This is a genomic window from Corallococcus sp. EGB (assembly GCF_019968905.1).
Classification (GTDB): domain Bacteria; phylum Myxococcota; class Myxococcia; order Myxococcales; family Myxococcaceae; genus Corallococcus.
The window spans coordinates 6,339,227-6,361,640 of sequence record NZ_CP079946.1; the positions used below are offsets into that span (position 1 = coordinate 6,339,227).

General features: G+C 69.6%; 18 protein-coding genes. 9 read left to right on the forward strand and 9 right to left on the reverse strand.

Annotated elements, in window-relative coordinates; all coding sequences use genetic code 11:
* The first annotated feature begins 98 nt into the window (after positions 1-98).
* The gene (locus KYK13_RS26085; protein ID WP_223634744.1) at positions 99-1,679 is read left to right on the forward strand and encodes a peptidylprolyl isomerase; all 1,581 of its coding nucleotides are present in this window, start codon (positions 99-101) and stop codon (positions 1,677-1,679) included.
* Here the strand turns inward: KYK13_RS26085 and KYK13_RS26090 are convergent, their stop codons facing one another.
* Positions 1,680-2,780: a sensor domain-containing diguanylate cyclase gene (locus tag KYK13_RS26090; RefSeq protein ID WP_223634747.1), complete on the reverse strand. Its 1,101-nt coding sequence runs from the start codon at positions 2,778-2,780 to the stop codon at positions 1,680-1,682.
* Positions 2,781-2,844: 64 nt separating this feature from the next.
* On the opposite strand from KYK13_RS26090, the gene KYK13_RS26095 reads away from it, so the two are divergent.
* Positions 2,845-3,444: a nucleoside triphosphate pyrophosphatase gene (locus KYK13_RS26095; RefSeq protein ID WP_223634750.1), complete on the forward strand. Its 600-nt coding sequence runs from the start codon at positions 2,845-2,847 to the stop codon at positions 3,442-3,444.
* Positions 3,441-4,109 carry a YggS family pyridoxal phosphate-dependent enzyme gene (locus KYK13_RS26100; RefSeq protein WP_223634753.1) on the forward strand — a complete coding sequence of 223 codons (669 nt, stop codon included), beginning with the start codon at positions 3,441-3,443 and terminating at the stop codon, positions 4,107-4,109. The genes KYK13_RS26095 and KYK13_RS26100 overlap by 4 nt, the downstream gene beginning before the upstream one ends.
* Positions 4,110-4,116: 7 nt before the next feature.
* Here the strand turns inward: KYK13_RS26100 and KYK13_RS26105 are convergent, their stop codons facing one another.
* The gene (locus tag KYK13_RS26105) at positions 4,117-4,338 is read right to left on the reverse strand and encodes a hypothetical protein (RefSeq protein WP_223634755.1); all 222 of its coding nucleotides are present in this window, start codon (positions 4,336-4,338) and stop codon (positions 4,117-4,119) included.
* 293 nt (positions 4,339-4,631) lie between these two features.
* On the opposite strand from KYK13_RS26105, the gene KYK13_RS26110 reads away from it, so the two are divergent.
* The 6 genes from KYK13_RS26110 (at position 4,632) to KYK13_RS26135 (ending at position 12,195) form a co-directional block, all read left to right on the forward strand.
* Positions 4,632-5,438 (forward strand): DUF3108 domain-containing protein, encoded by an 807-nt coding sequence (locus KYK13_RS26110; protein WP_223634758.1) that lies wholly within the window; start codon positions 4,632-4,634, stop codon positions 5,436-5,438.
* 35 nt (positions 5,439-5,473) lie between these two features.
* Complete coding sequence (locus KYK13_RS26115; protein ID WP_223634761.1) at positions 5,474-7,159, forward strand: DUF4091 domain-containing protein; 1,686 nt, start codon at positions 5,474-5,476, stop codon at positions 7,157-7,159.
* Positions 7,160-7,184: 25 nt separating this feature from the next.
* On the forward strand, positions 7,185-8,174 hold the full coding sequence (locus tag KYK13_RS26120) for a DUF3108 domain-containing protein (protein ID WP_223634764.1): 990 nt from the start codon (positions 7,185-7,187) through the stop codon (positions 8,172-8,174).
* Between the two features lie 118 nt (positions 8,175-8,292).
* A complete protein-coding gene (locus tag KYK13_RS26125; RefSeq protein ID WP_223634767.1) occupies positions 8,293-9,705 on the forward strand; it encodes a hypothetical protein in 1,413 nt (470 codons plus the stop codon).
* Positions 9,706-9,760: 55 nt separating this feature from the next.
* Complete coding sequence (locus KYK13_RS26130) at positions 9,761-10,840, forward strand: imelysin family protein (RefSeq protein ID WP_223634770.1); 1,080 nt, start codon at positions 9,761-9,763, stop codon at positions 10,838-10,840.
* 32 nt (positions 10,841-10,872) lie between these two features.
* Entirely contained in the window at positions 10,873-12,195 is a 1,323-nt protein-coding gene (locus tag KYK13_RS26135; protein ID WP_223634772.1) for a di-heme oxidoredictase family protein, read from the forward strand.
* Positions 12,196-12,207: 12 nt separating this feature from the next.
* Here the strand turns inward: KYK13_RS26135 and KYK13_RS26140 are convergent, their stop codons facing one another.
* The 7 genes from KYK13_RS26140 to cysS form a co-directional block, all read right to left on the reverse strand.
* Positions 12,208-12,558, reverse strand: coding sequence for a hypothetical protein (locus KYK13_RS26140; RefSeq protein ID WP_223634774.1), 351 nt, complete (start codon positions 12,556-12,558; stop codon positions 12,208-12,210).
* Positions 12,559-12,636: 78 nt separating this feature from the next.
* Entirely contained in the window at positions 12,637-14,220 is a 1,584-nt protein-coding gene (locus KYK13_RS38930; protein WP_255654005.1) for a hypothetical protein, read from the reverse strand.
* 61 nt (positions 14,221-14,281) lie between these two features.
* Entirely contained in the window at positions 14,282-14,800 is a 519-nt protein-coding gene (locus KYK13_RS26150) for a DUF507 family protein (RefSeq protein WP_223634776.1), read from the reverse strand.
* A gap of 138 nt (positions 14,801-14,938) precedes the next feature.
* Positions 14,939-16,879 carry an excinuclease ABC subunit UvrC gene (gene uvrC / locus KYK13_RS26155; protein ID WP_223634778.1) on the reverse strand — a complete coding sequence of 647 codons (1,941 nt, stop codon included), beginning with the start codon at positions 16,877-16,879 and terminating at the stop codon, positions 14,939-14,941.
* Positions 16,880-16,890: 11 nt separating this feature from the next.
* Positions 16,891-19,059, reverse strand: a complete 2,169-nt coding sequence (gene uvrB, locus KYK13_RS26160; RefSeq protein ID WP_223634780.1) for an excinuclease ABC subunit UvrB — start codon at positions 19,057-19,059, stop codon at positions 16,891-16,893.
* 79 nt (positions 19,060-19,138) lie between these two features.
* On the reverse strand, positions 19,139-20,815 hold the full coding sequence (locus KYK13_RS26165; RefSeq protein ID WP_223634781.1) for a M28 family metallopeptidase: 1,677 nt from the start codon (positions 20,813-20,815) through the stop codon (positions 19,139-19,141).
* A gap of 46 nt (positions 20,816-20,861) precedes the next feature.
* Positions 20,862-22,331 carry a cysteine--tRNA ligase gene (gene cysS / locus KYK13_RS26170; RefSeq protein WP_223634783.1) on the reverse strand — a complete coding sequence of 490 codons (1,470 nt, stop codon included), beginning with the start codon at positions 22,329-22,331 and terminating at the stop codon, positions 20,862-20,864.
* Positions 22,332-22,414 lie beyond the last annotated feature (83 nt).

A 22,414-nucleotide genomic window follows, 5' to 3' on the forward strand; every position in this document is an offset into this window, starting at 1 on the left:
CACTCATGCATCCCCACCGGCCGGGCTACCAACAACACGGCGCCGCGAGACCTTCCGCAAGGTGATTCGCGGGCGCTTCCGACCGTGAAGTGACGACAATGGACGGTTTGAATCCCCGGAAGGTCTTCTCCCTCCTGTTCATCATCGGCATGGCCGTGGTGTTCACGCTCCAGTTCGGCCCCGGCAGCAACGGGTTCGGCTCGAGCGGCGGCGGCCAGGCGCCCGGCGCCGGCGCGGCCGCGACGGTGAACGGCAAGGAGATCCCCCTGCGCGACTTCAGCATGGCCTGGTCGCGGCAGATGAACTTCCTGCGCTCGCAGGGCAACCCCATCCCGGAGTCGGTCGCCCGCCAGTTCGGCCTGGACAAGCAGGTGCTCGACCGGCTGGTGAACGCGGAGCTGCTCGCCCAGTCGGCGGAGCGCCACGGCATCACGCCGTCGGATGAGGAGCTGCGGAAGATCATCCACGAGAACACCGACTTCCACTCCAAGGAGGGCGCGTTCGACTTCGCCCGCTACCAGCAGGTGCTGCGCGACTTCTACCGCCGCACGCCGCAGGAGTACGAGGAGGAGCTGCGCCGCCAGCTGGCCGCCCAGAAGATGCTGGACGTGGTGCGCACGGGCGCCGTGGTGTCGGACGACGAGGTCCGCGCCCGCTACGAGAAGGAAGGCAACCAGGCGAAGCTGGTGTTCGCCCGCTTCCTGCCCACGATGTACGCGGACAAGGTCCCCGCCCCCACGCCCGCGAAGCTCGCGGAGTTCCAGAAGGCGCATGAGAAGGAGATCGCCGACTACTACGCGGCGAACAGCTTCGTCTACAACGTGCCGGAGCGGATCCGCGCCCGGCAGATCCTGGTGAAGGTCGCCCCGGACGCCACGCCCGAGCAGAAGGCCCAGGCGAAGGCGAAGGCGGAGGACCTGCGCAAGCAGGTTGAAGGCGGCAAGGACTTCGCCACGCTGGCGAAGGAGACCAGCGACGACACCGCCACCAAGGGCAAGGGCGGAGAGCTGGGCTGGGTGGAGCGCACCACGTGGGACCCGGCGCTGGCGGACGCGGCGTTCGCGCTGAAGGCCGGGGAAGTGACGCAGCCGGTGGAGTCCGCGCTGGGCGTGCACCTGGTGAAGGTGGAGGAGAAGAAGGAAGCCCAGGCCAAGAAGCTGGACGACGTGAAGGGAGAAATCGCCACCACGCTCTACAAGCAGGAGCAGGCCAAGGGGCTGGCGAAGGCGGAGGCGGAGAAGGCCCTGGCGGCGGCGAAGGCCGGCAAGTCCCTGAAGGACCAGTTCCCCGTGCCCGCCGGCCAGCAGCCCGCGCTCTTGCGCTTCGAGGCGGAGACCAAGCCGGAGGCCGTGGAGACGGACAGCTTCACCGCGCAGGGTGACTCCGTGCCGCACCTGGGCCCGGCGCCGGCCCTGGTGAAGGCCACCTTCGAGGCCAGCGGCCCGACGGTGCTGGGCGAGGTCTTCACCGTGGGCGACGCGAACATCGTCGCGCAGGTGGTGGAGCGCGAGAAGCCGGACACCGCGGGCTTCGACAAGCGCAAGGAGGAGCTGCGCACCCAGGCCCGTCAGGCCAAGCAGATCGAGCTGACGGAGTCCTTCCTCAAGTCGCTGAAGAAGAGCGGCAACGTCGCCATCAACACCGAGGCCATCGACTCGGTGTTGGGCTCCGCGGGGTAGTCACCCGCCGGAGCGGGCGTAGGGGACCTCGCGAGGGGGCCCCTCCGTTGAAGGGGCCTCGGAGACCGCGATGCGGTCCCGGCCCCGCCCCTTGGCCGCGTACATGGCGAAGTCCGCCGCGCGGATGAGGTCCGTGGACGTGGTGGCGTGGTTCGGGAACGAGGCCACCCCCACGCTCGCGGTGAGCGCCACGTCCAGCCCCTGCTCGCGCAGGAAGCGCTGGTTGCGGAACGCCTCGCAGATGCGCTGGGCAATGACCTTGGCGCCCTCCGTGTCCGTTTCGATCAACATCACCGCGAACTCGTCGCCGCCGTAGCGGAAGACGGCGTCCAGGTTGTGGCGGCCCAGGCTGATGAGCAGGTCCCCCACCTCCTTGAGCGTGGCGCTGCCCACCAGGTGCCCGTGCCGGTCGTTGATGGACTTGAAGTGGTCCAGGTCCAGGAACACCAGTGACAACGGGTGGCGGAAGCGCGCCGAGCGCTTCACCTCCTGCTCCAGCTGCGCGCGCAGGTGCCGCGCGTTGAAGCAGCCGGTGTGCTCATCCGTGATGGTGAGCTCCTGCACGCGGCGGAAGTTTCGCGCGTTCTCGATGGCGATGGCCGCGTAGTCCGCGATGGCGGACAGGGCGGTGAGGTCGTCATGCGTGAAGCCGGGCTCGGTGGGGCCGTTGACCAGCTCAATCACGCCCAGCACCCGCTCGCGCGCCACCAGCGGCACGGCGAGCAGCGAGCGCGTGTGGAAGGCGGAGGCCTGGTCGAAGCGGGGGGCGAAGCTGGCGTCGCCGGCCACGTCGTGCACGAGCCGCGCGACGCCGGAGGCGAACACGGCCCCGGCGATGCCCTCCCCCGGGTTGAGCTGTAGGGCCTTGAGCGCCTCGGCGCCCTCGCCCACGGCGATTTCGAAGTAGAGCTTTCCGCTGCGCTCGTCCTGGAGGATGAGGGACCAGTTGCGCGGCTTGAGCAGCGCACTGACCTTCTGCATCACCAGCGCCAGCACTTCGCGCAGCTCCAGCGTGGAGGTCAGCGCCTTGGCCATCTCGTTGTAGGCGGCCAGTTGCTCCACTGTCCGCTTCATGGCCGACAGGAGGTCCGCGGGGTTCATCGAGGTGCCCTCTGGAGCGCAAGTCTGCTAAGGCCCGCGAGCGCGAAACATCCCGCACCCGCCCATGGATCCAACCGCTCGCTTCGTTCTCGCCTCCGCTTCGCCCCGGCGCAAGGATTTATTGGCCCAGCTGGGCCTGCGCTTCACCGTGGCGGCCGCGGATATCGATGAAACGCCAATGGCCGGAGAAATTGCGCCGAAGTACGTGCTCCGGCTGGCCGAGGAGAAGGCCCGCACGGTCGCCACCCGACACCCGGACGCATGGGTGCTGGCCGCGGACACCACCGTGGCCCTGGGGTCGGAGCTTTTGGGCAAGCCCCGGGACGCGGCGGAGGCGCGGGAGATGCTCGCCCGGCTGTCCGGCCGGGTGCACGAGGTCTTCACCGGCATCGCGGTGGCCGGCCGCGCCGGGGCCTCACAGGTGGTGCGCACGCAGGTGACCTTCCGTGCGCTCTCCCCGGAGGAGATCGCCTGGTACGCGGGCACCGGCGAGCCGCTGGACAAGGCGGGCGCCTACGCCATCCAGGGCAAGGGCGGCTTCCTGGTGCAGGGCATCGACGGCAGCCCCTCCAATGTCGTGGGCCTGCCGCTGGCGGAGACGCTGGCGCTGCTTCAGCGCGTGGGCATGCCGCTGCCCTGGTCCGCGGCGGAGGGCTCGCGATGAGCAGCGTGGCGGACAACCTGGCGCGGGTGCGCGAGCGCGTGGCGAAGGCCTGCGCGAGCGCGGGGCGGCCGGAGTCGTCGGTGACGCTGGTGGCCGTGTCCAAGCTCAAGCCCGCTGCGCTCATCCGCGAGGCCTACGCCGCGGGGCAGCGCGACTTCGGGGAGAACTACGCCCAGGAGCTGCGCGACAAGGCCGAGGAGCTCAAGGACCTGGACGGCCTGCGCTGGCACGCCATCGGGTCGCTGCAGACGAACAAGGTGAAGTACGTGGCCCGCGTCGCGCACGCCTTCCACGCGCTGGACCGGATGGACGTGGCCACGGAGCTGTCCAAGCGCAGGGTGGGGGCGTCTCCCCTGCCCTGCTACGTGGAGCTCAACCTGGGCGGCGAGGACACCAAGCACGGGCTCGCGCCGGACGCGCTGGGGGACTTCCTGGCGAAGGTGCGTGCATTGCCCGACCTCCAGGTGGTGGGCCTGATGGCGCTGCCTCCGCCCACGGACGACGTGGCGCGGATGCGCGAGGGCTTCGCCCGCCTGCGCGAGCTGGGCGCGGCGCACGGGCTGACGGCGCTGTCCATGGGCACCACGCACGACTTCGAGCAGGCCATCCTCGAAGGCGCCACCGTCGTGCGCGTGGGCACCGCCATCTTCGGCGAGCGCGCCTGAGGCCGGCTCACAGCTCCCGGAACCGGAGCCGCCCCTCCTGGTTGACGAGCGCCTTGAACTCGCAGCCGCAGTAGTTGCAGCGCACCTCGTCCCCGTCGGTGAACTTCTCATCCACGGGGTTGTTGGCGTTGCAGCCGGGGCAGTCGAACTCGTCGAACTCGCGGGTGGCGCTGCCCGCGCCGCCTTCCTTGGCGAAGTCATCGTCGTCGAACACGAAGTCGTTGGACATGGCGCGGACGCTAGCACCGGGCGGCCGTCCGGGTGCGTGCCTCGCCGGGCATGCAGGCGGGCGCGCGGGACTGTCCGCCATTTGTCAGCGGCCTGCTCGGACGTGTACCCCTGCGGGCCGCCATTGGCGTCCCTCGCCGGGCGTTCCCTGGCGCGTCCGGGAGGCCGCCGGGCGGCTTTGAATGCCATTCCACGGCCGTCCGTCCTGGAAATGTCCGGTGGCGGGGACGGTTGAGCGGCACGGTTGGCTTGGACGGGCCGGCCACCTAACTTGCAAGCAAGGGAGCACACCCGATGCGCGGTCTGTCCAGGTGGGGGTTCACGGCGGCGGTGGTGGGCCTCTTGGGGGCCACGCTGGCGCATGCCCAGGAGCCCCCCGGCAAGGCGTTCGGCCCGGGTGAGCAGGCCCAGTACCGGGTGAAGTACCTGGGGCTGACGGCCGGCACGGCGACGGTGACGGTGGGCGCGCCCATGACCCAGTGGGGCCAGAGCGTGTGGCCCATCGTGTCCACGGCGAAGTCCGACGACCTGGTGGGCATCTATCCCATCAAGAGCCGCTTCGTGACGTACTGGGACGCGGGCGCCCAGCGGGTGACGGGCAGCGACCTGCACTCGGAGGAGAACCGCAAGCGCCGCCGCCAGCGCATCCAGCTGTCGGCGGATGGCGCCGGCGCGAAGGTCGTCAAGCAGAAGGAGAGCGACCCGCCGCGCGAGTCGGAGCACACGCTGCCCGAGGGCACCATGGACGTGGCGGGCGCGACGTTCGCGCTGCGCGGCCAGGAGCTGGTGGTGGGCCGCTCCTATGCGTATCCGGTGTTCACCGGCAGCAAGCAGTTCACCATGCGCGCCACGGTGGAGGGCCGCGAGACGGTGACCACGCCCGCGGGTCCGAGGGACACCTTCCGCCTGCGCGTGTACACCGACTTCGGCGGCAAGCTGGACGCGCGGCGGGACATGATCGCGTACCTCAGCGCGGACGAGCACCACGTGCCGGTGCGCATCGAAGCGGACTTCGCGCTGGGCACCGTCGTGGCGGAGCTCACCGACTACAAGCCGGGCCGGGTGGTGACGGTGGCCCGGGCGGACAACTCGGGCGACTGAAGCGTCGTCCCGCCAACCAGGGGAAGGCAGGGGGCATGGGCGTGGGTTGGGCATGGGCAGTGGCGGCGGCGCTCTCCGCCGCGCCGGGTGGCGTGCAGGTGGTGTCGCCGCTGGTGAAGGTGCGGCCGGACGCGACGCCCAAGGGCGCGAAGGAGGCCCGCCTCAGCGCGGCCCGCGGCGAGTGCGAGGGCACGCAGCTGGTGCTCCCGCAGGGCGTGACGCGCGTGACGATGAAGCCCATGGCCCTCAAGGGGCCGGGCGCGCCGCTCACCGTGGACGCGTGGCGCGAGGCCTACCTGGACGTGAAGACGCCCTCCAATGGCGAGGGCAGGACGGGCCCGTGGCCCGACGCGCTGGTGCCCCTGTCGGCGCCGGCCAATCCCAGACATCCCACGGTCGTCTACGTGGAGGTCTGCGTCCCGAGGAAGCAGGCCCCGGGCACGTATACGGGCAGCCTGAGCGCGGCGGTGGACGGGAAGGAACTGCCGGCCGTTCCGTTCACCGTGCAGGTGCAGCCCTTCGAGATTCCCGCCACGTCGTCCCTGCCGAACAGCTTCGGCATCTCGCTGTACAGCATCGCGAAGGGGCACGGCATCGCGGCGGACTCGCCGGAGGCGAAGGCGCTCCTGCGCGAGTATGGCAAGGCGCTGCTCGAGCACCGCGTGAGCGCGCACGGCATGGGCATGGATCCGCCGCCGGTGAAGTTCCAGGACGGCCGCGCGGTGCTGGACTGGACCGCGTACGACGCGGAGATGGGGCCCTTCCTGGAAGGCACCGTGCTGCCCTCCGGCGCGCGCTTCACGACGGCCGACGTGCGCGACAACCGCAAGGCCTCCACGGACGCGGAGAAGTCGGCGTACTACCGCGCCTTCCAGAAGCACTTCGAGGACAAGGGCTGGAAGGCCCAGCTCTTCTTCTACGCCAAGGACGAACCCAAGCCCGCGGACTTCCCGCTGGTGAGGGCGCAGGCGAAGCGCGTGCGCGACGCGGGCGGCGCCATCCCCGTGCTCGTCACCACGCCGTTGGACCCCGCGATCCTGGGCTCGGTGGACATCCTCACCCCCATCATCAACTGCTTCTACCCGCGCGAGGGCCCGCAGACGTGCCGCTCCGTGGCCGACGTCGCGACCGCTCGCAAGCGGCTGAGCTCGAGCGCGAAGGTGTGGTGGTACCAGAGCTGTATGTCCCACGGCTGCACGGGCGGGCCGCCCCCGGACAAGGCGCTGGACAAGGCGTTCAGCGACTGGCCCTCGTACATGGTGGACCACCCCGCCCCGCTCAACCGCGCCATGGGCGTGCTGGCCTATGAAAGCGGCGTGGACGGCGAGCTCTATTTCGACACCGTCTTCGCCTACAACACGAAGAAGGATGTCTGGGCGGACCTCTTCGAGTTCGGCGGCAACGGCGACGGCACCCTCTTCTACCCGGGCACCCCCGCGAAGCTGGGCGGAACGGAGCACCAGCCCGTGGTGTCCCTGCGGCTGAAACACATCCGTGACGGCCTGGAGGACTACGAATACCTGCGCCTGCTCACCTCGCTGGGTGACGGCGCCTTCGCCCGGACGGCGGCGAAGCGTCTGGCGAGGTCCGGGTACGAAATCTCCCGGGACCCCTCCGAGTGGGAAGCGGTGCGCAAGGACCTGACCGAGCACATCGTGAAGCGTCAATCGGCTGAACAAGCACAGCGCTCCGGACGTCGGACTTCCGGGGGAACCCCGTAGTCACTCCCCCCTGGGAGGAAGCACAATGAAGCCCATGCGCACCCTCGTCGCGGCCTGCCTCGTCTTCAGCGCCCTCGGCGCCAACCCGGGTCAGGCCCAGGAGGCTCAGCCCCACCCGCCGAACCTCCTGCGCCCGGTCAAGCTCCCGACCGAGGTGGCCCCCGCGAACGCCGAGGACGCCGCGAAGCCCGAGACGACCTCCGAGAACACCGGCGACGCGTCCTCCGCGCCCGCCCCCGATGAGCCCGTCGTCTCGGTGAAGCCGTGCGAACAAGGGCTGCCCACGCTGCGCACGCCGCTGGCCTTCAAGCCGGGGGAGCTGCTCGAGTTCGACATGGACGCCATGGGCGCCAAGGCGGGCAAGCTCACCATGCGCGTGCAGCGCCCCGCCAACGGCGCGCTGCCGGTGGTGGTGGAGGCGCAGACCAACACGCTCTTCTCCAAGGTGCGCCGGGTGCGCGGCAGCGCCACCAGCTACCTGCACCCCAAGACGCTGCGCCCCTCGCGCTACACCGAGGAGGCCGTGGAGAACGAGCAGCGCCGCAAGGTGAACGTGGACTTCGGCGCGCAGGACAAGAGCGTCAAGGTGGACTACCAGATTGGGGACCACTCCAAGGGCCATTACGACTACGCGTTCGACAAGGACGGCCTGGACGTCGCGGGCGCCATCTACCTCATCCGCCAGCTGCCCATGAAGAAGGACCTGCCGGTCTGCTTCGACGTGTACGGCATCCGCCGCATGTGGCGCATGACGGCCACCGTGGTGGAGCGCGAGCACGTGTCGCTGCCCCTGGGTGAGTTCGAAGCCTGGCACCTGGCCGGCACCGCCGTGCGCCTGGACCGGCCGTCGCAGACGCGCGACGTGCACGTGTGGATCACCGACGACGACCGCCGCCTCCCGCTCGCCGCCGTGGGGGCCATCGACCTGGGCGCGGTGCGTCTGACGCTGTCCGGCGTGAAGCGCCCCGGGGAGAAACCCATGGAGGCGCAGGGCAAGGAAGATCTCAAGTGGTGACGCGGGGTTGAGCCCCGCCCGGGCCCGCGCCTCCCCCCGGAGCGCGGGCTTTTCATTGCCCGGGTTTTGAGAGTGGTTTGCAAAGTCAAAACGTGGGGCGTAGGGTGCGCGCCGCCCGATGCGCCCCCACCAACTGAACCCGCTCCTGACGTTGCTGTGTCTCCCCCTGTTCCTGCTGCCTCTCGCGGCCCGCGCGCAGTCCCAGCGAGGCGCGGAGGAGTTCCGCTTCCGGCGGACGCGCCTGCTGGATGAAGGCCGCCGCGGGGAGGACGAAAGAGGGGACGAGCAGGGCGACGCCGTCACGGTGGGCAGCAAGCCGAAGCTCGACTTGAACCTGAACGCGTACGCGGACCTCCAGTTCGCGTACTTCAACTACGGCGAGAACCAGAACCGGGCGAACGGCGCGCAGAAGGACTCGCGGCTCGTGTTCGACACGACGCGCCTGGTGCTGTCGCTGGAGGCGGGGCTGCCGGAGTACGGCCTTGAAGCCGAGTTCGAGGTGGAGTTCGAGCACGGCGGCGCGGGCTCGGCGATGGAGCTGGAGTACGAGGAGTTCGGCGAGTTCGACGCCGACGTGGAGAAGGGCGGCGAGGCGCTGGTCGAGGAGCTGTACCTCACCAAGAAGCTGGGCCATCAGCTGGAGCTGTCGGTGGGCCGCTTCTACGTCGCGATGGGCACGCTCTTCTCGGACTACCGGCCCACGGACTACCTGGGCACCATCCGCTCCGAGGCGGAGACGCGCATCATCCCCAACACGTGGAACGACATGGGGATGCAGCTGCGGTGGGACACCCCGTGGGGCGTGCGGCTCACCGGCCAGGTGGTGAACGGGCTGGACTCCACGGGGTTCAGCTCCCAGACGTGGGTGGCCACGGGCCTGCAGCAGCGCTTCGAGCTGGTGCGCGCGTCGGACCTGGCCGCGGTGTTGCGCGCGGACGTGCGGCGCTTCGAGGGCTTCAACTTCGGCGTGTCCGCCTACTACGGCGGCACCACGCGCAACCGTCCCAAGCCGGACCTCGTGAAGCAGTGTGACGACGCGAACCCCAACGTGGTGGCGCCGTGCGGCTACGTGAGCGCGCCGCTGTTCATCGCGGACGCGCACCTGTCGGTGAACCGCGACCGGTGGCGCGCGCACGCGATGGTGATGTTCGGTCACCTGGGCAACGCCGCGGCGGTGTCCGCGCGCAACGCGCGGCTGTCCAACCTGCTCAACGTGCTGCGCACGCCGGTGGCCGACAACGCCCTCTCCGCGTGGGGCGAGCTGGGCTACGACATCGCGCCCGCGCTGGGGCTCAACGGGAACCACCGGCTGGAGCCCTACGTCCGCATCGACTACATGGACTCGCAGTTCAAGCCCCGCCCGGAGCTGTTCGACAACCCCCGCTTCGAGCGCACGGTCTACACCGTGGGCACCAGCTACACGCTCGCGGGGCTCGCCGTCCTGAAGCTCGACTTCTCGCACCGGCGCATGGGCAGCGCCGTCTTCCGGCCAGAGAACGCGCTCCGGCTGTCGACGGGCTTCGTCTACTGATCCGGCCTCCCCCGACTGTCTCCATTGCGGTTGCAAGAAAGGCTCTCCACACCCCATGTCCTCCCGTTCCCTGAAACTGTCCCTGCTGGTTGGCGGCGCGCTCCTGATGGGCGCCTGCGGCGATGACGACGGCACCGACCTGGACTCGCTGGATCAGCAGCTCGTCGTGAACTTCGCGGACGCGGTGGTGGTGCCCACCTACAACCTGCTCGCCACGCGCATGGTTGAACTGGACGCGGCGGCGCAGGCGCTGAGGAACGCCCCGAGCGCGACGACGCTGAAGGCGGCGCAGGACGCGTGGTTCGCCGCGCGCGTGCCGTGGGAGCAGAGCGAGGCGTTCCTCTTCGGACCGGTGGACAGCTACGGGTGGGACCCCGCGATGGACAGCTGGCCGGTGAACCGCACGGACCTGGACGCGGTGCTCAACAACAACGACACGCTGTCGCAGCAGTACGTGAGCCAGCTGCAGGAGACGCAGAAGGGCTACCACACGACGGAGTACCTGCTCTTCGGGGAGGGCCAGGCGAAGAAGCCGCAGGACTTCAACGCGCGCCAGTTCGAGTACCTGCTCGCACTGACGGCGGAGCTGAAGGCGGTGTCCGCCAACCTGGCGTCATCGTGGACGACGGGCGTGAACGGTCAGGCGCCGTACCGCGACACGCTGGCGAAGGCGGGCGAGGCCGGCAACAACGTGTACCCCACGGTGGAGGCGGGCGCGCAGGAGATGCTGGGCGGCGTCCTGTCCATCCTGGACGAGGTGGCCAACGGGAAGATCGCCGACCCGTACGACGCGAAGGACCCGAACCTGGTGGAGAGCCAGTTCGCGCTCAACTCGCTGTCGGACTTCACCAACAACATCCGGAGCGTGGAGAACGTCTACCTGGGCCACCGCCCGGAGAGCGCGGCCACGGGGCTGTCCATGTCGGACGTCATCCAGGAGCGCGACGCGGCGCTGGACACGCGCGTGAAGGCGGAGATCGCGGCGGCCATCGCGGCGCTGGGCAAGGTGCCGGAGCCGTTCCCGGTGTCCATCAAGGACCCGGCCTCCGCGGATGAAATCGAGGCGGCCCAGGCGGCCATCCGCAAGCTGCACGACACCTTCCAGGTGGACGTGAAGGCTGTCATCCTTCCCTGATGGCGAAGCCGGGGTACGCGATGCATCGGGCCATGGGAATGGGAATGCTGCTGTGGCTCGCGGGCTGCGGCGGGACACAGGCCGAGGCTCCGGCGGACCCGCCGCGCGCGGGGGGCGACACGACCATCGACGACCGCACGTCGCGGGCGTTCGCGCAGGCCGCCCCCAACCTCACCGGGGAGCACGCAGCGCTGCACCGCGACGGCGATGCCGCCTTCGCGGCCGTCTTCGTGCCCGGCCCCGCTCCGGTGAACCCGGGGCTGGGGCCCGCGTACAACAACACCTCTTGCAACGGCTGCCACCTGCGCAACGGCCGGGGCATGCCGGTGATGGGCGGCGGACCGACGCGCACGCAGTTGCTGGTGCGCGTGAGCCTTCCGGACGGCACGCCGGAGCACCCGAACGGCGCGGTGCCGGTGCCCGGGCTGGGGCTCCAGATCCAGGACCAGGCCGTCTACGGCGCGTCGCCGGAGGCCACCGTGACGCTCGCATGGGAGGAGCGCTCGGGCACGTACGCGGACGGGACGGCGTACGGGCTGCGCTCGCCGCGCATCACCATCGTGATGCCGGACGGGTCGTCTCCGCCCGCCGGCATGCTCACGTCGCTGCGCCTGCCTCCGCCGGTGGTGGGCCTGGGGCTGCTGGAGGCGGTGGACGTGGCCACGCTGCGGGCGCTGGAGGACCCCACGGACGCGAACGGCGACGGAATCTCCGGCCGGCTGAACACCGTGTGGGACGTGCAGAAGCGCGCGCTGACGCCGGGGCGCTTCGGGTGGAAGGCGAACAGCCCGAACCTGCGGCAGCAGTCCGCGGAGGCCTACTTCAACGACATGGGGATTTCGAATCCCCTCTTCCCGGAAGCGGACGGGAGCGCCGAGTTGCCCGAGGCCACGCTGAACGCGGCGGTGTTCTACGCGCAGTCGCTCGGGGTGCCGGCGCGCACGGCGCTGACGGACGCCGCGGTGAAGCGCGGCGAGACGAAGTTCAAGGACCTGGGCTGCGTGGCGTGCCACCGCGACACGCTGGAGACCGGGGAACATCCGGTGGCGGAGCTGTCACGCCAGCGCATCCACCCGTACACGGACCTGCTGCTGCACGACATGGGCGCGGGCCTGGCGGACGGGCGGCCGGATGGGGATGCCACCGGCTCCGAGTGGCGCACGGCGCCCCTGTGGGGCCTGGGGCTGACGCAGACGGTCCTTCCGTACTCGGGCTACCTGCACGACGGGCGGGCCCGGACGCTGGAGGAGGCCGTGCTGTGGCACGGCGGGGAGGCGGAGAGGGCGCGGGACGGGTTCCGCAAGCTGTCCTCCAGTGACAGGGACGCGCTGGTGCGCTTCCTCCAGTCGCTGTAGCGCCCACGGGCCTCAGCCGTGGCGGATCATCCCGGCGGCCTGCGACAGGCGGCGGCGCAGGTGCGTCACCACCTCGTGCAGGTCCTCCAGCCGCTGGAGCACGTGCAGGTCATCGCCCGCGTTCATCACCGCCACGGGAGTCAGCGTCTCGCGGTGGAGGGCCAGGAGCAGGTCGTGGAAGTGGGCCTGCACGTCGCCCAGGGCATCCAGGCCCTCGCGGAGGTCGTCCTCCACGAAGTCCAGGAGGACGCTGGCGTCCGCGCGCGCGGGCAGCGCGCGCGCCAGGCGCTCCACCGCCCCGCGAACGGGGTCGGTACGGCGCAACATCGCGGGGGTGGCGAGGGCTGCGACGGGAGGGGACATGCCCAGGACGCTACAGGCCCGTAGCGTCCGGTCAATTTTCCCGCCCCGCCCTGCGCCACCGCGACGCGCCCTCCCCCTTCAGCGCGCGGGCCCGGCCGGGGCGCCCGTGCCGGCCGGAGCCGCGGGAGCCCCCGTGGCGGGCGCGGCGTTGGCCGGCGCCGGGGTGGCCGGCAGCGCGGTGCTCGGCGAGGCGTTGAGCGGCGCGGGCGTGCCCAGGAGCGGTGGAGGCGTGCCCGTGTTGAGCGGCGCGGGCGTCCCCAGGATGGGCGGCACCGGCGTGCTCGCGGACTGCGACAGCGGCGGCACCGTGGCGATGATGCCCGGGCTCACCTGGCTGGTGCCGACGAAGGTGTTGAAGTCCGGAGGGGACACCTGCGGCGCGGTGAAGCCCCCCACGGACACGCCCGTGACTGTCGGCGGCGTGGCGAAGGTCCCCGTCCCCACCGTGGCGGAGGAGCCCGCCAGCACGCCCGACACCGCCGCGGGCGGATTGGACGGCAACGACGGTGAGAACGAACCGCTGAACGTCGAGGGCGCCGCCGTGGGCAGCGTGGGCCCCGTGACCGGAGCCACCGCCGCCGTCCCCAGCGCCACCCCGCCCGTGGTCGCGGCGGTCGTCGAGCCACTCGTGGCCGCCGGCCCCGAGGGGCCGAGCGTCGTCGCCAGCTCCGTCCCGTCCCCCACGGTGGTTGCCTCCCCCGGGTCCCCCACGGTCGTGGCCACGCTCGTCGAACCCGCCGTCCCCGCCCCCAGCGTCACGCCCGGCGTCACCGTCCCCGGCGTCGTGCCCGTCATGCCCGTCGTGCCTGTCGTGCCCGCCGTGCCGCTGCCTCCGGTGCCCTGCTCGAAGCGCGGCGGAGACATGGGAGGCACCGCCGCCGGGAAGGCCGTGGGCGACACCGGCGTCAGCGACGCGAGCGACACGGGCAGCTCCCCCGTCGTGGGCACCACCGCCAGCGACGGCACCCGCGTTCCCTCCACGTCGATGGCGACGTTGTCGAAGAGGAACTGGATGAACCCGCGCGGCTCCGCCTGGAGCGGCAGGTTCCACACCACCACCACCAGCTCCGTGTCCCCCAGGCGCGCCTCGCGCATCAGCCGCTTCGTGTCGTCATCCGAGTACGTGCCCGCGTCCAACGCCGCCGCGTGAATCAGCGCTGAATCCGTCAGCAGCGTCCCGTTGCGCCACACGCTGCCAATGCCCCAGACGGCCATCGCCGCGTGCGCGCGCGTCGTCGCACGCCAGCCAATGCCTGTTTCACCGTAGATGGGCGTGCCCATCAGCACCCCGCCCTCGATGAGGTGCGGCGGAGGAGGAGGGAGCGGCCCGGCGGGCACCCGCGGCATCGCCTGGACGGGAGGGAAGCCCGCCTGCGTGAGCTCCACGCGGTACTCCGTGCCGCCGATGCGCAGGCTCGCGGAGAGCTGGGCCTTGTCACCGAAGGTCGCATTCGGGATGCCGACCCGGTCCTCCACGGAGAACGTCGCCTGTCCCGTGCCGCGCTCGGTCAGGTCACCGAATGGAAGCGTACCCTGGAAGAAGTAACCGTCCGGCTGCTCGGTCCTCGCGCTGGCCTCCCGGCCCTCGAACGTGAACCCGTTGCCCCCTGGCGCCGCCGCCAGGACACCGGACAGCAAGATGCTCGTGATTGGACCCGCCATCGACGCTGCCTCCCTTGAAGTTGAAGGTAGGCAGCGGAGCGGGCCGTGGCACGCCCCGGGACTAAATCAGACCGCGCGCGCGGCGGATCTGCTCGACCGTCTTGTTGTACTCGATGTCGAAGGCGCTCGTGCCTTCCTGCAGGTGCTTCAGCCGCGAGCGGGCCTCCTTGTCGATCTCGTCGTCGACGTCCAGGTGCTTCTTCATGACCTGGTTGATCTTCTGACGCAGCCCGTTATCGGCGGAGTAGACCTCCTCGACGTTCCGGCTGATGAGGAGGAACTCAATCATCTGGTTGATGACGTACTCGATGCCCTCGTCCCCCATCTTGAAGCCGCGCACGTCCGCCATCTCGCGCTTCACCTGGTTGAACTTGGAGTAGTCATATCCCCGACGCTCCAGGGCCTCGCGCGTCGCCTGGTTCACACGCTCTTCGTTGGCGAGGTACTCACGCATGATGGCGGAGAGATCCATCTCGGCGTCGGCCACGCGCATCGGCTCCACCTCGATGTCCCCGTCCTGCATGAGCTGCTGAATGGCCTCGCGCGAGATGATCGGGATCACCTTCGGATACAGCCTCATGTCGGTCCCTCGTCCTCTTCAAACGTGCTCGGATCTTCAACCGCTATAAATCAGCGCCGAGCATGGTCGCAATGAAAAACCCTAGGAACGTCGCGGGTTCCAGCGGCCAGCCCCCCCGGCGTCCGAAGCGGAACTTAATCATGCCGCACCGGGTGGCGACCCTCCATCCGCTTTTTCGTGCGCGGGTTCGGAAGCGTCATCCAGCGACGCCTCGCGCACGGGGTCCTCGGTGTCGTCCTCGGGGTCTCCATGCAGGCCCGCGTGGACGCGCTCGGCCATCGCCGGGCCCACGACCTCGGTCAGCTCCTCGATGCTGGCCTCGCCCACCCGCTTGAGAGAACCGAAGTGGCGCAGCAACATCTTCCGCCGCCCTTCGCCCACGCCCGGGATGTCCTCCAGCGCGGAGCGCAGCGAGCTCTTGCGCATGGATTTGCCCTGGAAGGTGATGGCGAAGCGGTGGGCTTCATCCCGCATCCGCGTGAGCATGAACATCTCCGCCGAGTTCTGGGGCAGGACGATGGGGTCTTTTCGTCCCAGGACGAAGACGCGCTCGGGGCTCTTCGCGCTCTCCGCGTCGCGGTCGAACACCTCCTGATCGCGGCTCTTGGCCAGGCCCACCACGTCCACGCCCTCCACGCCCAGGTCCTTCATGGCCGCGTGCGCGCTGGCGAGCTGCCCCTTGCCACCGTCGATGACGAGCAGATCCGGCAGGTCCCCCTCCTCCAGCCCGCGCTTGAGCCGCCGGGTGATGACCTCGTACATGCTGGCGAAGTCGTCCTGCTTCTCCACGGATTTGATCTTGTATTTGCGGTAGCGCGACTTGTCCGTCTCCCCGTCCGTCACGGCCACCTGCGACGCCACGATGGAGGAGCTCTGGAAGTGGGAGATGTCGTAGCACTCCATGCGGCGCGGGAAGTTGCGCAGGCCCAGCTTGGACTGGAGCCGTGACAGGACCGTGTCGGTTTCGTCCTTGGTGCGCTTGCGCTCCACGAACGCCTGCTCCGCGTTCTTCACCGCCATGTTCACCAGCTCATGCTTCTCCCCGCGCTTGGGGACGAAGACGCGCACGCGGTCGCCCTTGCGCTCCGAGAGCAGGGCCTCCAGGCCGTCCGTGCCGTCGCCGGGCTCCAGGGGCAGCAGCACCTCCTCCGGCACGAAGCCGCCCTGGTCGTAGTAGAGGTTCACGAACGAGGCGAGCAGCTCGTCGTCCGGGAACTCCTGGCTGCCGAAGGGGAAGGCCTGGCCGCCGTTGAGCCGGCCCTGCCGCACGTGCAGGACGTAGAACAGGATGCGGTCGCCCTCGCGATACAGGGCGAACACGTCCTGATCCTTGAAGTCGGTGGTGGCCACCTTCTGGCGCTCCAGGCTGCGCTCGATGGCGAGCAGCTGGTCGCGCACCCGCGCGGCCTCCTCGAACTTCAGCTCCATGGACGCGCGCTTCATCCGCGCGCGCAGCCCTTCGATGAGCTGCCCCGCCTTGCCCTCCAGGAACATGGCCACTTCGTCCACGCTCTTGCGGTAGTCCTCCGGAGACACCGGGTAGACGCACGGGGCCGGACACCGTCCGATTTGGTACAGCAGGCACGGCCGCTTGCGGTTGGCCAGCACGTGGTCCGTGCAGGTGCGCAGGCGGAAGTAGCGGTTGATGAGGCGCAGCGTCTCACGGATGGCGCCCGCGCTGGAGTACGGGCCGAAGTAGCGCGCGCCGTCCTTCTCGTACTTGCGCACCACCTCCAGCCGGGGGAACGGCTGGGTGCGGTCCAGGCGCAGGGAGATGAACTGCTTGTCGTCCTTGAGCAGGACGTTGAAGCGGGGCTTGTGCTTCTTGATCAGCTCGTTTTCAAGAAGGAGGGCCTCCTTCTCGTTGTGGACGAGCACCGTCTCCAGGTCCCCCAGCATCGTGTCCAACAAGGACACGAAGACGCGGGTGTCGCCGGAGCGGTTGAAGTAGCTGCGCACGCGGCTGCGCAGGTTGATGGCCTTGCCCACGTAGATGATGGTCCCGCGCTTGTCCTTCATCAGGTACACGCCGGGCTCGGTGGGCAGCGCGTCCAGCTTCTCCTGCAGCCGGATGTCCATGGCGGGCCTCGCTAGTTCTTGCGTGAGCGCGAACGGGCCGCGGGCTTCGCCGCCCCAGAGGAGCCGCCAGACGCACCGCCACCCGACGAGGACGGACGGCCGCGCCCCCTTCCCTTCCTGGGCGTGGTGCCGGGCTGATCCGCCGCCTTCGCCGGCGCGCGCAGGAGCGAGCGCGAGGCGGGCTTGAGCCCCAGGTCCATGTCCTTGAGCAGCTGGACGCGGTCGCGGTACTCGGCGGCCTTCTCGAACTGCATCTCGTCCGCGGCCTTGAGCATGTCGGCGGTGAACTCCTCGATGAGGCGCTTGATCTCCTTGGGCTCCAGGAGGTCGTTCTCGCCCTCCGCCGCCATGGGCAGCGCGCTCGCGCCCGCGTCGTAGTCCGGGATGTTCTCCGTGAAGTCGGAGATGTTGCTCTTCACCGTGCGCGGCGTGATGCCGTGCTCCAGGTTGTACGCGCGCTGGATGTCGCGGCGGCGCGCCGTCTCATCCATGGCGCGCTTCATGGAGTCGGTCACCTGATCCGAATACATGATGACGCGCCCGTTCACGTTGCGCGCCGCGCGGCCAATGGTCTGGATGAGCGACACGTGGCTGCGCAGGAAGCCTTCCTTGTCCGCGTCCAGGATGGCCACGAGCGACACCTCGGGGATGTCCAGGCCCTCGCGCAAGAGGTTGATGCCCACGAGCACGTCGAACTCGCCCCGGCGCAGGTCGCGGATGATGGCCATGCGCTGGATGGCGTCGATGTCCGAGTGCAGGTAGCGCACCTTCACGCCCACGTCGCTGTAGTACTCGGTGAGGTCCTCCGCCATGCGCTTGGTGAGCGTCGTCACCAGGACGCGCTCGTTGCGCGACACGCGCACGCGGACCTCCTCCAGCAGGTCATCCACCTGGTTGCCGGCGGGGCGCGTCTCCACCTCGGGGTCGGTGAGGCCGGTGGGGCGGATGATCTGCTCCACCACCACGCCCTTGGACTTCTGCAGCTCGTACTCGGCGGGGGTGGCGGAGACGAAGACGACCTGGGGGACCATCTCCTCGAACTCAACGAACTTCAGCGGCCGGTTGTCCAGCGCGCTGGGCATACGGAAGCCGAAGTTGACCAGCGTCTCCTTGCGCGCGCGGTCGCCGCGGTACATGGCGCCAATCTGGGACACCGTCTGGTGGCTCTCATCGATGAGGACCAGCAGGTCGCGCGGGAAGTAGTCGATGAGGCACGGGGCGGGCTCCCCCGGCCTGCGCCCGGTGAAGTGGCGCGAGTAGTTCTCGATGCCATTGCAGTAGCCGACCTGTTCAATCATCTCCAGGTCGAACATGGTGCGCTGCTCCAGCCGCTGCGCCTCCAACAGCTTGCCCTCCGCCTTGAACTTCTGGAGCTGCTCGGCCAGCTCCTCGCGGATGGTGCGCATGGCGTTCTGGCGCGCGTCCGCGCCGGCGACGTAGTGGCTGGCGGGGAAGATGACGATCTTCTCCAACTGGCCCAGGGTCTGGCCGCGCAGCGGGTCGAACTCGGTGATGCGCTCCACCTCGTCGCCGAAGAAGCTGACGCGCACGGCGCGCTCCTCCTCGTACGCGGGGAACACCTCCACGGTGTCGCCGCGGGCGCGGAAGGTGCCGCGGTGGAAGTCCAGGTCGTTGCGCTCGTACTGGGCCTCCACCAGCTTGCGCATGAAGCCGTCGCGGCCCATGTCCTCGCCCACGGTGGCGCGGATGGCCAGGTCCACGTAGCTGCGCGCGGCGCCCAGGCCGTAGATGCAGGACACGCTGGCCACGATGATGACGTCGTTGCGGGTGCGCAGGCTGTGCGTCGCCGAGTGGCGCATCCGTTCGATGTTGTCGTTGATGGACGAGTCCTTCTCGATGAAGGTGTCCGTCGACGGGACGTAGGCCTCGGGCTGGTAGTAGTCGTAGTACGAGACGAAGTACTCGACGGCGTTGTTCGGGAAGAGCGCCTTGAACTCGCCGTACAGCTGCGCCGCCAGCGTCTTGTTGTGCGCGATGACCAGCGCGGGGCGTTTCACGTTGGCGATGAGGTTCGCCATGGTGAACGTCTTCCCGGAACCGGTGACGCCCAGGAGGGTCTGATAGCGGTCGCCGCGAAGCAGGCCCTCGGTCAACTCCCCGATGGCCCTGGGTTGATCGCCCTGCGGCTTGTGCTCACTGACGATTTCGAACTCCGGCATAGGGGACAGATCTAACATCCCCGCTGCCTGTGTACTGAACCTTCGTGCATGTCCGTCCAACAAAGGACGGGAGGCCCACCTACTTCGCGGCCGGGGCCTTCAGCGCCTCCAGGGACTTCAGCCGAGCGGCCTCGAACTCGTCCCCCTTGTTCCACACGGGCATCTCCTGGGCCTTCGCCACCTGGGCCCCCACCAGGAAGAACAGCTGCGTGTCCTCCACGGCGCCGGACAGATCCCAGTCCGGGCGGATCTCGTCGGAGGGCTGGTGGTAGTGCTTCGCCTCCCACTGGCCGCGCTGCTGCTTGCCCCAGCCCTCGGGCCGGCCGATGAAGTCCATGCCGCTGCCGAAGTAGGCGGACGGGATGCCCTGCCGCGCGAAGTTGAATTGATCCGAGCGGTAGAAGAACCCGCGGTCGGAGAGCTGATCCGCCTTCACCGTGCGCCCTTGCGTCTTCGCCATGGCGGTGACGAAGGTGTCCAGGGAGGACTTGCCCAGCCCGATGACGGTGATGTCGCGGGTGCGGCCCAGCACGTTGCCGCCGTCCACGTTGATGTCCGCGGCGATGCGGCCCGGCGGCACCGGCGGATGCGCCGCCAGGTACGCGGAGCCCAGCAGGCCGTACTCCTCCGCGGCCACCGCGGCGAAGAGGATGGAGCGGCGCGGCGGCGTGGGCAGCGAGGTGAAGGCGCGGGCCACGGACAGCATCGCGGCCACGCCCGCCGCGTTGTCCAGCGCGCCGTTGTAGATGACGTCCTCTCCGGGCTTGCCGTCGTCCTTCTTGCCCAGGTGATCATGGTGCGCGCTGTAGAGCACCACCTCCTTCGCCAGCAGGGGGTCGCTGCCGGGCAGCAGCCCCAGCACGTTCGCCGTGGGCCGGCGGCGCACCTCGTTGGTGAGGTTCAGGGACACCGTCACGCCCAGCGGCACCGGACGGAAGTCCCGCTTCTGGGCGGCGGCGCGCAGCGCGTCCAGGTCCTGCCCCGCGAGCTTCAGCACCTGCTTCGTGGCGTCCTCGGTGGTCCAGGCCTTCACCTGGAGGCGGGGCGCGTCACTGGCGGGCAGTTCGAACTGCTCGCCGGTCCACGACGTGCGCACCACCTGCCACGGGTAGCCCGCGCTGGGCGTGGTGTGGATGATGATGGCGCCCGCCGCGCCCGTCTTCGCCGCCTGCTCGTACTTGTAATCCCAGCGGCCGTACCAGAGGCGCGTCTTGCCCGCGAAGAGGCGCGGATCATCCTCCGGATCATTGTTGAGGATGATCAGCGTCTTGCCCTTCAGGTCCGCGCCCTTGAAGTCGTCCCACTGGTACTCCGGCGCGACGATGCCGTAGCCCACGAACACCAGCTCGGACGCGTCCAGCTTCGCCTCCGGCGCCTGCACCCCGGACACGGCGATGAAGTCCTCGCGCGGCTGGAGCTCCACGCGGCCGGCCTTTGACTGGAAGGTCATGGTGCCGGGGCGGCTGTGGATGCCCATCAGGTCGAAGCGCTGGAGGTAGCTGCCATCCTCCGCCCCCGGCTTGAGGCCCAGACCCTCGAACTGCGTGGCGATGTACTCCTGCGCCAGCGCGTCGCCGCGCGTGCCGGGGCCGCGGCCCTCCAGCAGGTCGCTCGCGAGGAAGCGCACGTGCGCGCGCAGGAGGTCCGCGGTGATGGCCTGTTCGGCCGTCTTCTCCTGCGGCGTGACGGTGAAGGCGCCCGCGGCGAGCGCGGACACCGAGCACAGCGAAACGAACAACGCGGGGAGGAGCCTCATGGGCCTGGTGCGTAGCATGGCCGCACGGGCGCCCCCCAGCGGGTTTTCAGGGTGCTGTCGCCGCCACCTTCCAGGAGGTGCCAGCAGGCGTGTCCATGATGTCCACGCCCAGGGCCTTGAGGGCCCCGCGCACCTGGTCCGCCTTGGCGAAGTCCTTCGCGGCGCGCGCGGCGGTCCGCTCGGCGAGCAGCCGCTCCACCTCCGCCACGTCGATGCCGCGCTCGCGCACCGCCCGGTCCCGGCGGCGCAGCAGCCACTCGCCCGGGGCGTCCTCGAAGAGGCCGAGGACGCGGGAGGCCTCACGCACCTGTTCACGCAGCGCCTGGAGCGTGCGGCCCACCAGCGGCTTGTCCTTCACGGGCGGCTTGTCGGTGAGCTCGTTCATCAAGCCGAAGAGCCCCGACAGCGCGCCCAGCGCGTCCGCGGTGTTGAAGTCGTCGTCCATGGCGGACTCGAACTCCGCGAGGAAGCGCGCGGGGTCGCCGTGCAGCGGGCCCTTGCCGAAGTCCTTCCCCGCCACGCGCTCGTCCACCTTGCGCAGTGTTTCGTAGAAGTACTCCATGCGCCCTTCCGCGTCCTGGAGCGCCTTGTCCGTGAAGTTGATGGGGTGGCGGTAGTGCGTGGAGAGGAAGAAGAAGCGCAGGGCCTCCGGGTCCACCTTGGCGAGCGCGTCGCGCAGGCGCACCACGTTGCCCAGCGACTTGGACATCTTCGCGCCTTCCAGGTCCAGGAAGCCGCAGTGCATCCAGTACTTCGCCATCGTCTGGCCGGTGGCGGACTCGCTCTGGGCGATCTCGTTCTCGTGGTGGGGGAAGATGAGGTCCAGCGCCCCGCCGTGGATGTCGAAGGTGCGGCCCAGGAACTTCTCGCTCATCGCGGAGCACTCGATGTGCCAGCCCGGACGGCCCTTTCCCCACGGGCTGTCCCACGAGGGCTCTCCCGGCTTCGCCGCCTTCCACAGCGCGAAGTCCAGCGGCTGGCGCTTGAGGTCGCCGGGCTGCACGCGCTCGCCCTGGCACAGGTCCTCCAGGTTGCGCTTGGACAGCTTCGCGTAGTCGTCGTCCTTGTCGACGGCGAAGTACACGTCGCCCTTCGCTTCGTACGCATAGCCCTTGTCCACGAGCGTCTGGATGAGGGCGACGATCTCCGGAATCGTCTCGCTCACGCGCGGGGACACGTCCGGTTCGCGCAGGTGCAGCGCGCGCACGTCCTCCCGGAAGATCTCCACGAAGCGCGAGGCGAGCGCCACGGGCTCCTCGCCCGTCTCGTGCGCGGCCTTGATGATCTTGTCGTCGACGTCCGTGTAGTTGCGCACGTACGTCACCTTGAAGCCCCGGTAGCGCAGGTAGCGGACCACCACGTCGAACGACGTGAAGGTGCGCGCGTTACCGATATGGATGTAGCTGTAGACCGTAGGCCCACAGACATAGACCTTCACCTCGCCGGGCACGAGCGGCTCCAGCGGCTCCTTCTGCATGGACATCGTGTTGTAGAGCCGGATGGATGGGGGGGCCACGGTGGAGGGTCCTCCTTTGGGAACAGGGCGGGCGCGGCACTTGCGCAACGCGATACACACTCTAGGATCCCAGGTCCCACACA

Bases quoted from the DNA above. Each gene is read 5' to 3' on its own strand.
- KYK13_RS26120 (WP_223634764.1), top strand. From the start codon at position 7,185: ATGAAGCCCATGCGCACCCTCGTCGCGGCCTGCCTCGTCTTCAGCGCC.
- KYK13_RS26085 (WP_223634744.1), top strand. From the start codon at position 99: ATGGACGGTTTGAATCCCCGGAAGGTCTTCTCCCTCCTGTTCATCATC.
- KYK13_RS26165 (WP_223634781.1), bottom strand. From the start codon at position 20,815: ATGAGGCTCCTCCCCGCGTTGTTCGTTTCGCTGTGCTCGGTGTCCGCG.
- KYK13_RS26090 (WP_223634747.1), bottom strand. From the start codon at position 2,780: ATGAACCCCGCGGACCTCCTGTCGGCCATGAAGCGGACAGTGGAGCAA.
- KYK13_RS26140 (WP_223634774.1), bottom strand. From the start codon at position 12,558: ATGTCCCCTCCCGTCGCAGCCCTCGCCACCCCCGCGATGTTGCGCCGT.
- KYK13_RS26110 (WP_223634758.1), top strand. From the start codon at position 4,632: ATGCGCGGTCTGTCCAGGTGGGGGTTCACGGCGGCGGTGGTGGGCCTC.
- KYK13_RS26105 (WP_223634755.1), bottom strand. From the start codon at position 4,338: ATGTCCAACGACTTCGTGTTCGACGACGATGACTTCGCCAAGGAAGGC.
- uvrB (WP_223634780.1), bottom strand. From the start codon at position 19,059: ATGCCGGAGTTCGAAATCGTCAGTGAGCACAAGCCGCAGGGCGATCAA.
- KYK13_RS26100 (WP_223634753.1), top strand. From the start codon at position 3,441: ATGAGCAGCGTGGCGGACAACCTGGCGCGGGTGCGCGAGCGCGTGGCG.
- KYK13_RS26150 (WP_223634776.1), bottom strand. From the start codon at position 14,800: ATGAGGCTGTATCCGAAGGTGATCCCGATCATCTCGCGCGAGGCCATT.
- KYK13_RS26125 (WP_223634767.1), top strand. From the start codon at position 8,293: ATGCGCCCCCACCAACTGAACCCGCTCCTGACGTTGCTGTGTCTCCCC.
- KYK13_RS26135 (WP_223634772.1), top strand. From the start codon at position 10,873: ATGGGAATGGGAATGCTGCTGTGGCTCGCGGGCTGCGGCGGGACACAG.
- KYK13_RS26115 (WP_223634761.1), top strand. From the start codon at position 5,474: ATGGGCGTGGGTTGGGCATGGGCAGTGGCGGCGGCGCTCTCCGCCGCG.
- KYK13_RS38930 (WP_255654005.1), bottom strand. From the start codon at position 14,220: ATGGCGGGTCCAATCACGAGCATCTTGCTGTCCGGTGTCCTGGCGGCG.
- KYK13_RS26130 (WP_223634770.1), top strand. From the start codon at position 9,761: ATGTCCTCCCGTTCCCTGAAACTGTCCCTGCTGGTTGGCGGCGCGCTC.
- KYK13_RS26095 (WP_223634750.1), top strand. From the start codon at position 2,845: ATGGATCCAACCGCTCGCTTCGTTCTCGCCTCCGCTTCGCCCCGGCGC.
- uvrC (WP_223634778.1), bottom strand. From the start codon at position 16,879: ATGGACATCCGGCTGCAGGAGAAGCTGGACGCGCTGCCCACCGAGCCC.